Origin of the sequence: Paracerasibacillus soli (genome assembly GCF_042432965.1) — a bacterium.
Lineage (GTDB): Bacteria > Bacillota > Bacilli > Bacillales > Amphibacillaceae > Paracerasibacillus > Paracerasibacillus soli.
This window is the reverse complement of the sequence record NZ_JBHLWL010000007.1, coordinates 16042-29565: the sequence shown is the minus strand read 5'-3', so window position 1 is coordinate 29565 and position 13524 is coordinate 16042. Positions and strand designations below refer to the sequence as shown.

10 protein-coding genes are annotated in these 13524 nt (G+C 38.4%); 8 read left to right on the top strand and 2 right to left on the bottom strand.

What is annotated here, in order from left to right; genetic code table 11:
- Window positions 1-156: 156 nt before the first annotated feature.
- Window positions 157-1014 carry a lipoate--protein ligase family protein gene (locus ACFFIS_RS01920; RefSeq protein WP_390185927.1) on the bottom strand — a complete coding sequence of 286 codons (858 nt, stop codon included), beginning with the start codon at window positions 1012-1014 and terminating at the stop codon, window positions 157-159.
- Window positions 1015-1379: 365 nt separating this feature from the next.
- Here ACFFIS_RS01920 and ACFFIS_RS01915 point away from each other — a divergent pair, with 365 nt between their 5' ends.
- The 3 genes from ACFFIS_RS01915 (at window position 1380) to ACFFIS_RS01905 (ending at window position 4021) form a co-directional block, all read left to right on the top strand.
- On the top strand, window positions 1380-2672 hold the full coding sequence (locus ACFFIS_RS01915; RefSeq protein ID WP_320380640.1) for an HD domain-containing protein: 1293 nt from the start codon (window positions 1380-1382) through the stop codon (window positions 2670-2672).
- 14 nt (window positions 2673-2686) lie between these two features.
- Window positions 2687-3181, top strand: a complete 495-nt coding sequence (locus tag ACFFIS_RS01910) for a YwgA family protein (protein WP_320380325.1) — start codon at window positions 2687-2689, stop codon at window positions 3179-3181.
- Window positions 3182-3508: 327 nt separating this feature from the next.
- On the top strand, window positions 3509-4021 hold the full coding sequence (locus ACFFIS_RS01905) for a YwhD family protein (protein WP_320380324.1): 513 nt from the start codon (window positions 3509-3511) through the stop codon (window positions 4019-4021).
- A 213-nt stretch (window positions 4022-4234) separates the two neighbouring features.
- Here the strand turns inward: ACFFIS_RS01905 and ACFFIS_RS01900 are convergent, their stop codons facing one another.
- Window positions 4235-6274 carry a transglycosylase domain-containing protein gene (locus tag ACFFIS_RS01900; RefSeq protein ID WP_390185925.1) on the bottom strand — a complete coding sequence of 680 codons (2040 nt, stop codon included), beginning with the start codon at window positions 6272-6274 and terminating at the stop codon, window positions 4235-4237.
- A gap of 197 nt (window positions 6275-6471) precedes the next feature.
- On the opposite strand from ACFFIS_RS01900, the gene ACFFIS_RS01895 reads away from it, so the two are divergent.
- From ACFFIS_RS01895 to ACFFIS_RS01875, 5 genes are all read left to right on the top strand, one after another.
- Complete coding sequence (locus ACFFIS_RS01895) at window positions 6472-6897, top strand: YwiB family protein (protein ID WP_390185923.1); 426 nt, start codon at window positions 6472-6474, stop codon at window positions 6895-6897.
- 294 nt (window positions 6898-7191) lie between these two features.
- Window positions 7192-9297, top strand: a complete 2106-nt coding sequence (locus ACFFIS_RS01890) for a (Fe-S)-binding protein (protein ID WP_390185922.1) — start codon at window positions 7192-7194, stop codon at window positions 9295-9297.
- A gap of 249 nt (window positions 9298-9546) precedes the next feature.
- Window positions 9547-10734: an acetyl-CoA C-acetyltransferase gene (gene mmgA, locus ACFFIS_RS01885; RefSeq protein ID WP_390185921.1), complete on the top strand. Its 1188-nt coding sequence runs from the start codon at window positions 9547-9549 to the stop codon at window positions 10732-10734.
- Between the two features lie 245 nt (window positions 10735-10979).
- Window positions 10980-11837, top strand: coding sequence for a 3-hydroxybutyryl-CoA dehydrogenase (locus ACFFIS_RS01880; protein WP_390185919.1), 858 nt, complete (start codon window positions 10980-10982; stop codon window positions 11835-11837).
- Between the two features lie 94 nt (window positions 11838-11931).
- Window positions 11932-13071 (top strand): acyl-CoA dehydrogenase, encoded by a 1140-nt coding sequence (locus ACFFIS_RS01875; RefSeq protein WP_390185918.1) that lies wholly within the window; start codon window positions 11932-11934, stop codon window positions 13069-13071.
- Window positions 13072-13524: the final 453 nt, after the last annotated feature.

Genomic DNA, 13524 nt, shown 5'->3' with positions numbered 1-13524 from the left:
CGCAAATTAAATAAGTAAATGGCGTTTTAATAGGTATTTTGAATGATTCGAATGCACGTACTTCAATAGCCACTCACAATATTGCAGAGGAAGACCCATCTATATGATAAAATGCTTAGTGAAGGGGATTTTATCATATAGAGATGGGTTTTATCTTTATTCAACTCTTAGTTGTGCAATTCTTTCATTACGTTTCAAAAGTTGTGTGTAGCGCTTTTCAAATGTTTCATATTCACGATCAGAGAAAGGTGGTGTCACGAGTTCCGTTGCAAAATGAGCTAATGCTTGCTTGGCACGATTTTTCATATCCGCAACAGTTAGTTTGTGCCCCAATAAATTCGATAGTGAATCCATCACTTGCGGGTCAACCGTTGGATATGTAAATTTCGTTTCTTCTCCTTTTATTCCTACATCGTAAAATCCTCTAACTAGCTGTGCACGTGCATGGCTATCCCCATTGACATCCAAATAAATTTGGATGGCGGCACTGTCTTTAATTCGCCGCTGGGAAATTCCGGCAAACTTTTTTCCATCAATACTTAAATCATAATCGCCAGGACAGTACGAACCGACGATTTCATAAGCTTTAATATCATTTGTAAGGTCACGTAACATATATTCGATAAATTGAACCATTGCCTCGTAGCAATCATGAATAGATAGATGTTTCATGTCGGACAAGATTAATGAAATATTTAATACGCCTTCATCTAGTACAACTGCTAAGCCACCGGAGTTGCGAATCATGCTATGGTATCCGGCGCTTGAAATATGTTGTACGCCATCTTCTAAATAAGGAATTCTTCCATCGGGGATCCCGAGTACAACAGTTTTTGGATGGACCCATAATCGCATCGCAGGAGGTGACTCACCATTACTAATGGATGTTGCAAGCGCGTCATCAATCGCAAAAGATGTGAACGCATCATTCTTTTTATGGTGAAATGTCGTTTCCTTTGTGGAATCAATATAACGAAATGTTGTATGGTGTATGATTTCTTGCCAGTTTTTCATATGTAACTCCTCGTATGTCATATTATTTAGGCACAATTTCCTGCCTATTTTTCTTAACTGATTTATAATGGATAACATCTGTTAACCCGTCACTTGCGCTACAGATGGACACTTTTCCTCTAGGCTACATGAGCCTTCCATCGCACAGGACGTGCTCGTGCTGTGAAAGGATGTCGCGTATTTAGCCTGTCGAACGGGTTTCACTCTATGAGATAGAGGGATTGATGTAAGCTGAAAAGCAGTTCAGACAAACACATTGTAATTTATGAACATTCTCTGTAACTTATTATCTCACCCTTTTATCTGTACATGCTTTATTATATAATAATACATATTGGTCGAAAAGAAACGAGTTGAAACGAACGATGGCATATAAAGATGAACAATTAAGTGAAGAAAAGGTATTTAAAGACCCGGTACATCGATATGTACATGTGCGGGACCGGGTAATTTGGGACTTAATTGGTACACCGGAGTTTCAGCGTTTACGGAGAATTACGCAACTTGGTACGACTTCCATCACATTCCATGGTGCGGAACATAGCCGTTTTAATCATTCGCTTGGGGTGTATGAAATTGTCCGGCGAATTATTTGGAACTTCAAAGATCAAGCCTATTGGAATCCTGAACAACGATTACTTTGCCTATGTGCTGCGTTGTTACATGACTTGGGGCACGGGCCTTTCTCACATTCATTTGAAAAAGTGTTTAAATTAGATCATGAACATTTTACACAACAAATTATTCTCGGTGATACTGAGATTCATAAAATATTGGAAAAAGTACGGACAGGCTTTTCACAAGATGTCGCCGATGTGATTGGCAAGACATATGCAGATAAACTTGTCGTCAGTTTAATATCAAGTCAAATAGATGCAGATCGAATGGACTATCTACAACGAGACGCATATTATACGGGCGTAAGTTACGGCCATTTTGATATGGAACGAATTTTACGTGTGATGCGACCGATGGAAGATCAAGTCGTCATTAAATCAACGGGTATGCACGCGGTAGAAGATTACATTATGAGTCGATATCAAATGTATTGGCAAGTATATTTTCATCCTGTATCAAGAAGTGCGGAAGTTATTTTGACGAAGACTTTCCAACGGGCAAAATATTTATATGAACAGAACTACCCATTCAAATTAGAACCATTACACTTTATTTCATTTTTTAATGGGAAAGTGAATTTAAAAGATTACTTGAAGCTTGATGAAGCAATTGTTTATTACTATTTTCAGTTGTGGCAAGAAGAGGAAGACGCTATTTTACGTGATTTATGTGAACGATTTTTAAATCGCCGTTTATTTAAATATATTGAGTTTAATCCAAATCAAATGATGGACGTTTGGATGGAACTACATGCATTATTTCGTGCAGTTGAGATTGACCCAGATTATTACCTTGTCGTGGATTCCTCATCTGATTTGCCATATGATTTTTATCGTCCTGGTGAGGAAGAGGAACGTTTACCGATTCATTTACTGATGCCAAATCAAGAGCTGAAAGAGTTATCAAGGCAATCGGATATAGTAGAAGCAATTTCCGGAAAAAAACGGACAGATCATAAATTATATTTTCCATTAGATGTACTAGAGCAGAAAAAAGACGTACCAGAAGTAAAAAGAATTTTAGCAATTTTAGCTGGTTGAGGAGCTGTTTAAAGATGTTGACGAATCATGCAAAAATCATGCAGTTTTTTTCTGTAGTAAAAGGGGTTACGGGACGAAAGAAACTACAGAAAATGATCTACATTTTACAGTCATGTGGTCTTCCGTTTGAAGAAAAGTATCAGTTTCATTTTTATGGACCTTATTCAGAAGAACTTTCATTGCGAATGGAGGAACTATGTAATTTAGGATTCATTACAGAACAAAAGGAAGAAAAGAGCAGTTACTTTCAATATCGTTATGAGATGACAAAAGATGGGGAGAAATTCCTTCATCAATTTTCAAAAGATATGCCACAGCTAGAGGAAAAAGCAAACATGATTATCGAATATAGCTCACGTTTTTTAGAACTCGTGGCTACGATGTTGTTTTTCCGCGACCTACCACGTGACGAAGTAATAAAAAAAGTCCACACAGTAAAACCAAAACAAAAATACACAGAAAAAGAATTCCAAGAAGCCTGGGAACTAATCACCAAACTACACGCCTGAAACATGGGGACGGTTCTCATGTTTCACTTCTGTTGTGAAACATAGGGACGGTTCTGATGTTTCACTTCGTAATACGGGGAAGTTATTCATCCACTTTAAAATGCAAGAGCTGCTTTCATATTAGACAGCTTGATTCTATTGTGTAATCACAATATTTTTTTGAAATCACCGAAATCATTCACAAAAGCTTATCGCCCATTGCGCCATTCAACATGAGTCAAACGAAGTAGTAAACCTTAGCGGTCGTACGTGAAAATCCATGAAACATGAAAACCTCCCTCCACCTATGCTACAATATATACCAATCATGTCAGAAGGAGGATCAGAATGAGTATAGACCAATCTTCAAATAAGAAAAATAGGTTTACCATTATAAAGGATGATTCCAATGATGGGCATGGCGGGTACGGTGTAGGCTCCATTAGTTTAGAAAATATGTCATCTGTTATTGTGTCGCCGACAGAAAATCGTGCTTATTTGGATATGGACGCTATGCATGCTAGAAGCGAAGTAGAGCGGCGTGTAAAATATATGCAAGATCGTAGCGAAGTTCCCAATCCAACTTTGTATTGGATTGTTTGGGTAACGGTTGAACGTGGAGAAAAAGGACCGTATTATGCAGGAGTAACTGGTTGCGAACTGCTTGTAGATAAGCCGAATAAACGTGCTTATAAATCAATGGCAGAGCATGTTACAAATATGGAAAAGTCACTTAAGGGGAAAATCATCGTGGATCATATGGACGAGCATTCCAAAAAATTACTCGGTGAATTTTTATCCAGTTTTAAAGAGGACTTTTGGGAGAACTCTACAGATGAATTAAAACAAGCGCTTGTTTGAGCGTGTGGACCATCTGAAAATAAAATTTTGAACAATTTGTGACTTAATTTTGAACAAATGAGTAAAACCTTGTACTTTCCAACATAACTTTGTAAAATATGTATACATGGGCTTTACAATTACTAGGACAAAAAGGAACCGACTTTGATGCGTCTGGACAACGCTTCAAGTCGGCTCTTTTTTTTGCACAATCTAAAGGGGGTCTGACCCCATTTAATCAAAGAACATTTCAAACCAGCGTTGGAAGAGTCCTTTGTCATCTTGTTTTTCTTCATATGGTTGATGAGAATGGGCATCACAGTATGTAAGTGGTTCGGTGCCGATTTCAAAATACATTACACGTCTGTTCGGACAATCTGGTGTGGCTCGTTGTCCTGTTTCCAAATCAATCGGAATACCAATAACCCCCCGTGGTGGGATAAATTCGCTATCCTTTTTATCTTGATGAAAAGCTTCCATAAAATCAGCCCATACTTCTTTCGCATAAGACTGTTCCGCAATTACTTCTAAGGTGCGATTATCATCGTATCCGGTCCAAACACCTGTCACAAGCTCGGGGGTATATCCAATCATCCAGCTGTCCGAGGCTGTAGAGCCAGATTTCCCCGCATAAGTTCGGGTTAATTTATCGGCAATGGTAGAACCAGTCACATTCATATAGCCATTTAAGCTCTCGTCAAACATGCCTGTCATTAATTCGGTCAAAATGAATGCCTTTTTCGGATCGAGTACTTCTTTCCGATGCTCATCTTTCCAACTATAAATTGTCGTTCCATTACGATTTTCAATCCTTTTAATCGCATGTCCAACAACGCTTTCTCCACCATTTGCGAGTAGTGCATAGCCACTTACCATTTCTTTCACCGATACTGCTGCGGTTCCTAAAGCAAGTGAAGGTACAGCAGGTAAAGGGCTTGTTATCCCAAATTCTTTTGCTGTCTTCACTAATGTATTTGGTCCAAAATATAAATTTGTTTTCACTGCATAAATATTATCGGAAAGCGCTAAGGCTTGTGCCATCGTTATCGGCTCGTAGGCATAATAACCATTATAGTTTCGCGGTTGGTATACCTCTTGATGATCAAGTTTAAAGACAGTCGGCTTACTCATTAACTTTACATTTGCTGTATAACCGTTATCTAAAGCAGCATAGTATAAAAATGGCTTAAAGGTTGACCCGGCTAATCGCTTTGCATCGATAGCCCGATTAAACATACTCTTTTTAAAGTCACGCCCACCAATTAAAGCTTTCATTTCGCCAGATTGGGGATCCATAGCTAAGGCACCAATATTCATGTCGCTATCTTCTCGAAAAGTATCCGCCACTGTCTTCTCTAATTGTTGTTGTGCGGTGACATCCATCGTTGTATAAATTTTAAACCCACCAGATTGTACGGCTTCACGATCCAAATCGAGTACATGCGCAGCTTCCCGTAGAACGACATCTTTAAAATAGCTACCAAATGAGTCTTCCTGTTTTTGTTGCTCCTTTTCTGCGAAGACGAGTGTTTCGTTTTTTGCTATTTCATATTGTTGTTTTGTAATGTAGTTTTCCTGAAACATTTCACGTAAAATAAGTTGTTGTCGTTTTTCCGATCGTTTCAAATCATTAAAAGGTGAATAATAAGTCGGTCCCTTTGGAATACCAGCAAGTAACGCACTTTCCGCTAATGTGAGATCTTTTGCATGTTTATTAAAATATAATTCACTCGCAGCTTCAACGCCATAGGCCCCATGTCCGTAATAAATGGAATTTAAATAGCCTTCCAATAGTTCTTCTTTGGAGTAAAACATCTCAAGTCGTACCGTATAAAGCGCCTCTTTAATCTTTCGTTTCCAAGTTTTTTCACTAGATAGATATAAAGTTCGCGCATATTGTTGGGTTAACGTACTTGCGCCCTCTTTCAAAGAACGTGACTTAATATCTCGTACCACAGCCCCAATAATTCGTTTAAAGTCAAATCCATGATGTTCATAAAAACGTTGATCTTCAATCGCAAGTGTAGCATCAATAACATGAGGAGACATTTCGTCAAACGAAATCCAATGGCGATTTTCATTCCCTTTTTCTTCCCCAATCTTGTTTCCCTCTTCACCATAATAAACAGTATTTTGTTCGTTTGTTAAGTCGGGTGGTCCTAAAAAGTAGCATGTTACATATATCGTAGAAACAGTAAATAAAGAAAATAAAATGAAAGCAACAATCCATTTTACGATAGGTATATATAATGTAGTAATTTGTAATTTGCGCATTTTTTTCTCCAAGTCATCGTTTTAGTTTCAAATTTCACGTTTGTAATATTATAGGGAAAAATAGCGATAAATAAACGTCTAGCCCGCTTTTTAGAAAAGATAAAACAACTATTGCATGATGAGAATGGGAACAGATATAATAGATGTAATTATATTACGTCAATAAAAACTTGAAACGACAGATTAGAGGAGATTCCATGGCAGAAAAAGTTCAAATAGAATTACATACAACCATTGATGATAACGGACAGATGGAATATAACACGATACGAACAACAGGAGTCTATTATGCAAAACCTGCATACGATGTCCTCACATTTAAAGAAAAGGGAGAAGACGGCACCGTTCATAATTTATTAACGATTCGCCCTGAAAAGGTGAGTATGAAAAGAACCGGACTTGTTGAAATGACGCAACAATTTCGGCTCCAAAATATAACCGAGAATGTATTTACACACCCATATGGGAATATTCATATGGAAACAAGCACACATGATATTTCTTATCAAGTGGATAAAAACCTTACAGGGAAATTACAAGTCAATTACGCAGTGAAACTGAATGGACAAGAAGAAAGAAATCAAAAGATGGAAATCAGCTTTACAAAACTTGAAAACGAGTAAAATCCCATTCCAACAGTGTAGCAACCAATATACAACACATATTTCAGCTGACAGCTTCATAACAATGAATGACACCATACCTTTAAGTAAGTCCATTTCTATATGATGGACTACTTTTTTATTTGTTTCATGTTGTAGGATATAAATATTGGTTGACTGAATGGTCATTCATATTTTATAGTAGTAGTATCAGGGAAACTAAAGGGGGATAAATTTTAATAGAAGTGATTTGACTTTTCAAGAAAATGCAATCGCTATCATATGAAATATTAAACTTGAAGGGGGAGGCGGATTGTGAAAACTTTCTTGCTTATTAATCTACTAGCATTTATTGCAGTCGCTAGTTATGGATTTTATTTGTTTGCAAAAGTTGTAGCAACAAGAGTAGCCTATATTAGGTTGGGGCAAAAGTCAGAATTTGATGGGCAAATAAAAGAACGTCTTAAAAAAATTGTCACGATTGTATTTGGACAATCAAAGTTATTGAAGGATAAAAAATCCGGAATCATTCATGTGATGATGTTTTACGGGTTTATTCTTGTTCAGTTTGGTGCGATTGATATGTTTATTAAAGGACTTGCTCCAGGTAAACATTTACCATTTGGACCGGTATATCCAGCATTCACCTTTTTTCAGGAAATTGTCACCTTAACGATTTTAGTCGCGGTTATTTGGGCATTCTATCGTCGTTATGTTGAAAAACTTGTTCGTTTGAAGCGTGGATTCATGGCAGGTCTTGTGCTTATATTTATTGGCACACTCATGCTATCCGTACTTTTTGGAAATGGTATGATGATGATTTGGGAAGGTCAACAGGCATCCTGGGCTGAGCCAGTTGCTAGTTTGATTGCAACGGTATTTGGGTGGATGTCACCTACTGCAGCAATGGTGATGTTTTTCGTATTTTGGTGGATACATACGGTTACATTATTAGCATTTTTAGTTTATGTTCCACAATCAAAGCATGCGCACTTAATTGCATCACCAATTAACGTATTTTTATCGAAAAGTGTACCAGGAAAATTAAAAAAGCTTGATTTTGATATTGATGAAGATAGTGAAGAGGAAATCTCCTTTGGGGTAGGTAAAATAGAAGATTTCGAGCAATATCAATTAATAGATTTGTATGCTTGTGTGGAATGTGGTCGTTGTACAGATGTTTGTCCAGCAGCAACGACTGGAAAAATGTTATCCCCGATGGATTTAATGCTTAAATTACGTGATCATTTAACAGAAAAGGGAGCTGCCATTACTGGAAAATCACCATGGGTACCAACGTTTGCCTTTGCAGATACAGCAGGCAATCAATTGGCAAATAGTAGTCGAAATGAAGCAGCCGCTACTTTAGAACATGTGTCTTTAATTGGTGACGTGATTACAGAAGAGGAATTAAATGCTTGTACAACATGTCGTAACTGTGAAGATGCTTGTCCAGTAATGAACGAACATGTTGATAAGATTATTGATCTACGACGCTACCTTGTCATGACGGAAGGGAAAATGGATTCAGATATCCAACGTGCCGTGATGAATATTGAGCGTCAAGGTAACCCGTGGGGATTATCGAAAAAAGATAGAATTAAATGGCGTGAATTGGATGAAACTGCATATATTCCAACGGTTAAAGAGTTGAAAAAGGAAGGCAAAGAATTTGAATATCTATTCTGGGTTAGTTCCATGGGAGCGTATGATGCACGGAGTCAAAAGATTGCCGTTGCATTTGCAAAATTAATGAACAAAGCAGGTATTCGTTTTGCAATCCTTGGAAATAGAGAAGCAAACTCAGGAGACACTGCACGTCGTATCGGTAACGAGTTTTTATTCCAAGAAATAGCAGAGAAGAACATTAAAGAATTCCAAAAGCATGATGTGAAAAAAATCGTTACCATTGATCCGCATGCTTATAATATTTTTAAAAATGAATACCCAGACTTTGGCTTTGAAGCAGAGGTCATTCACCATACGCAAATGCTTTATGATTTAGTGATGAATGGGATGTTAAAACCAACACGTCGTATTGCACAGAAATTAACGTACCATGACTCTTGTTATTTAGGACGTTATAATGGTGTCTATGACCCACCACGTGAAATATTACGAGCGATTCCTGGATTAGAATTAGTTGAAATGGATCGTACAAAGGAAAATGGCATGTGTTGTGGTGCTGGTGGTGGTATGATGTGGGCAGAGGAAACAACTGGAAATCGTGTGAACGTTGCCAGAACGGAGCAAGCAATGGCAACACAGTCTTCCATTATTTCGAGTGCTTGTCCATATTGCTTAACGATGTTAAGTGATGGAACAAAGGCGAAAGAAGTAGAGGAAGATATTAGCACAATGGACGTTGCCGAAATTCTAGCATTGTCTGTCCTCGTGGAAGAAGAAGTAAAATCAGCTTAACAGCAAATATATGTTATGAAACAGAGTGAGGGGAATTGGCTTGCCAGTTTCCCTAACTTTCAAACTATGATAAACTAATGATAGCTTAGGTGAGCAATAAATTTATTTTTTTATCATCAATCTGAGCGAGCGTTCAATCAAAATTTGTTGGTATAAAGTAAAGTAAGCGTTTTCATTATGTTATAATCAAATAGTTAAATGAAAAAATATAACTAAAATAAATGATAGATGAGAAAGGGTGCGATTAATTTGAAAAAATCAGTAATTGTTTCTGGTGCTAGAACACCTTTTGGTCGTTTTGGAGGGTCACTAAAATCGTTTACCGCTTCAGAACTCGGCGGAAAGGCGATAAAAGAAGCAGTGAACAGGGCGAAGATGGAAGGATCTGAAATTGGGAAAGTAATTATGGGTACCGTTTTACAAGGAGGGCAAGGTCAACTACCTTCACGCCAAGCATTACGTGAAGCTGGTTTACCATGGAATGTTAAAACAGAGACCATTAATAAAGTATGTGCGTCAGGTTTACGTAGTGTTACAATGGCAGATCAATTGATTCGTTTAGGAGAAGAAGATGTCGTTGTTGCGGGTGGCATGGAAAGTATGTCAAATGCACCATATATTTTACCAGATGCACGTTGGGGAAACCGTATGGGGGATAAACGAGTAGTCGATATGATGATACATGACGGATTGACATGTTCTTTCACAGGGAATCATATGGGGAACTACGGTAATTCCACAGCCGAAGAATACAACTTAACGCGTGAGGAACAAGATGAGTGGGCATATCGCAGTCATCAACGCGCAATTGCTGCCATCGAATCTGGCAAATTCGCCGAGGAGATTGTTCCAGTAGAAGTTCCGCAACGTAAAGGGGAACCAATTATTGTAGATACAGATGAGGCACCGCGAAAAGATACGAGTTTAGAAGTTTTGGCGAAATTACGACCAGCGTTTGATCCAGAAGGAACGATTACTGCTGGAAATGCACCTGGTATTAATGATGGAGCTTGTGCATTTGTCGTGATGTCCGATGAAAAAGCAAAACAACTAGATAAACAAGTGATGGCGACAATTATCGGGCATGCAGAAGTTGCAGTGGAAGCAAAAGACTTTCCACAAACACCAGGAATTGTCATTAACGAATTGTTAGATAAAGCAGGTTACACGAAAGATGATATTGATCTTTTTGAAATAAATGAAGCATTTGCAGCAGTTTCATTAGTAAGTGGAAAAATTGCAAACCTAGACCCGGAAAAAGTGAATGTTAACGGGGGAGCTGTTGCACTCGGCCATCCAATTGGAGCAAGTGGAGCTAGAATTATTTTAACTTTGATTCATGAGCTGAAACGCCGTGGTGGTGGATTAGGTATTGCTGCAATATGTAGTGGTGGTGGCCAAGGGGACGCTGTTTTAATAGAAGTACCGAAAGCATAGTTTTTTTGAACGGCTCTATTTTTAATGGATGACACGGATGGAATCGTGGGGATGATTCAATTTGATCATGATATAAAAATATAGACCGGTTATGTATGTGGCATGATACGCTACAAAAAATAAATGATAATCATGTATTACCACTGCATGTTATGGAGGATCGCAGGGCAGGGCGGTTTCATATTGGTCATGCATAAAAAAGGAAATCAAGAAAGGGAAATGGCAAATAAAGGGGATATATATAGATGAAAATTAAAAAAATAATGGTAATTGGTGCAGGCCAGATGGGGTCTGGAATTGCCCAAGTTTGTGCACAGTCTGGATTTAACGTTTTATTACATGATTCGAATAAAGCGGCACTTGAAAAGGGTATGAACCGTATCGAAGGATTATTGCAAAGAGCTGTTGATAAAACGCGCATTACAAAAACGGAAAAGGAAAATACGCTTGCTCATTTGAATCCTTCGTATGATTTACGGGATGCAAAAGATTGCGACCTTGTCATTGAAGCAGTTATTGAAAATATGGATGTAAAAACGGCAGTCTTCCAAACTTTAGATGAAGTGACACCTGAGCAAACAATTTTAGCGACGAACACATCGTCTTTACCAATTACGGAAATTGCTGCGGTAACAAATCGACCCGATCGGGTAATTGGGATGCATTTTATGAATCCGGTTCCAGTCATGCAACTTGTAGAAGTGATCCGGGGCTTACAAACGAGTGATGGAACGTACGAAGTCATTAAAAAAATGTCGGAAGATTTGGGTAAAACATCTGTAGAAGTGAATGATTTTCCAGGTTTTGCTGCAAATCGTATTTTAATGCCGATGATAAATGAGGCAATTTATGCAGTGTATGAAGGAGTCGCATCTGTCGAGGATGTCGATAAGGTGATGAAGCTTGGAATGAATCATCCAATGGGTCCACTCACATTAGCGGATTTTATTGGACTAGATACTTGTTTATATATTATGGAAGTATTGCATGAAGGACTCGGTGACAGTAAATATCGCCCATGCCCACTATTGAAGAAATATGTGAGCGCAGGCTGGTTAGGCAAAAAATCAGGACGTGGATTTTATCAATATGAAGATGCATGAGTGAATGAGAAAGATGATGTAAAGGTGAAAACATGATGTGGAAGTCCTTTTATTCATGAAACAACAGGGTGTGAACAGAGGGGAGGAAATACGATTGGTATTACATTTTACTGAAGAGCAAAAAATGATGCGTAAAATGGTGCGTGATTTTGCACAAAAGGAAGTTGCTGCGGAAGTAGATAGAATGGAAAAGGAAGATCGTTTTCCGAAAGAACTCATTCATAAAATGGGAGAGCTTGGACTAATGGGCATTCCAATTCCAGAAAACTATGGTGGAAGTGATATGGATTTTACATCTTACATCATTGCTATCAATGAATTAGCAAAAGTAAGTGGTGCGTTGGGTGTCATACTATCTGTTCATACATCAGTCGGAACAAATCCAATTTTATATTTTGGAAATGAACAACAAAAGGAAGACTATGTTTCAAAGCTTGCGACAGGTCAATATTTAGGGGCATTTGCCCTATCTGAACCAGGTGCAGGGTCAGATGCGGCTAGCTTGAAAACTCGAGCAAAACGTGAAGGAGAATATTATATTTTAAATGGTTCCAAAGTATTTATAACCAATGGTGGAGAAGCAGATATTTATATCACATTTGCTCGCACAAGCGATGAGTCTGGTTCTAAAGGAATTAGTGCTTTTATCGTGGAAAAAGATACACCAGGTTTTGTTATCGGTAAAAAGGAAAGGAAGATGGGGTTACACGGATCGAATACTGTGTCATTGACCTTTGACAATTGTAAAGTGCCAGCTAGTCAATTATTAGGTGTAGAAGGTGAAGGGTTTAAAATTGCGATGGCTAATTTAAATGTTGGTCGCATTGGGATTGCCGCCCAAGCGCTTGGTATAGCGGAAGCAGCATTGGAACAGGCCGTTTCTTATGCGAAGGAACGTGAACAGTTTGGAAAGCCGATTGCAAATCAACAAGGGATCTCCTTTAAACTAGCTGATATGGCAACACAAGTTGAAGCTGCAAAACTACTAGTCTATCAAGCTGCCTCACTTGTAGAACAAGATATTATTTGTAATAAAGAGGCGTCGATGGCAAAATTGTTTGCGACAAAAACAGCAGTGCAAGCAGCAATTGAAGCGGTGCAAGTTTTTGGTGGGTATGGTTATACAGAGGATTATCCAGTAGAGCGATTTTTCCGTGATGCAAAGGTGACGGAAATTTATGAGGGAACAAATGAGATCCAGCATGTTGTCATTGCGAAGCATCTTTTTATGTAATGAAATGAAAGCGGGTTCATTGTTTGCGTTGTTGGGAAGGCCTATGATTTGGAAAGTGATTGCTTTTACACAATAGAACCAAACTGTCTCGTAACGTGCTAGGTTGTTTTCCGCTACGGACCGTTGCTTTCCGCGGGCAACGCTTCAACTTCCTCGGAAGCAAAAGGATGCTTCCTGTGGGATTTTCAGCTGTTGCTTTTCCCGCAGGAGTCAACGGTCCTCCGCTCCAAACAACCGCCGTGATTATGATAGTCAATCTTTGTAAGTCTTTTAAGAAACATACTTCAAAGGGAAAATACTTGTGCACAATTGATTTGCATGCATTGGTAGGGAATTTAATTTACCCTTTATTAAATAATGTCACTTAGCGTAGGCAGAGTACGTAGACTTCTCAAAAATGCGAAAAAAATTGCGTTTTATCGTGCGATGCTTCGCTGTCGTAGTGTCCTGCGG

Excerpts from the sequence above, each read along its gene's own strand:
- ACFFIS_RS01920 (WP_390185927.1), bottom strand. The coding sequence starts at position 1,014 with ATGAAAAACTGGCAAGAAATCATACACCATACAACATTTCGTTATATT.
- ACFFIS_RS01915 (WP_320380640.1), top strand. The coding sequence starts at position 1,380 with ATGGCATATAAAGATGAACAATTAAGTGAAGAAAAGGTATTTAAAGAC.
- ACFFIS_RS01910 (WP_320380325.1), top strand. The coding sequence starts at position 2,687 with ATGTTGACGAATCATGCAAAAATCATGCAGTTTTTTTCTGTAGTAAAA.
- ACFFIS_RS01905 (WP_320380324.1), top strand. The coding sequence starts at position 3,509 with ATGAGTATAGACCAATCTTCAAATAAGAAAAATAGGTTTACCATTATA.
- ACFFIS_RS01900 (WP_390185925.1), bottom strand. The coding sequence starts at position 6,274 with ATGCGCAAATTACAAATTACTACATTATATATACCTATCGTAAAATGG.
- ACFFIS_RS01895 (WP_390185923.1), top strand. The coding sequence starts at position 6,472 with ATGGCAGAAAAAGTTCAAATAGAATTACATACAACCATTGATGATAAC.
- ACFFIS_RS01880 (WP_390185919.1), top strand. The coding sequence starts at position 10,980 with ATGAAAATTAAAAAAATAATGGTAATTGGTGCAGGCCAGATGGGGTCT.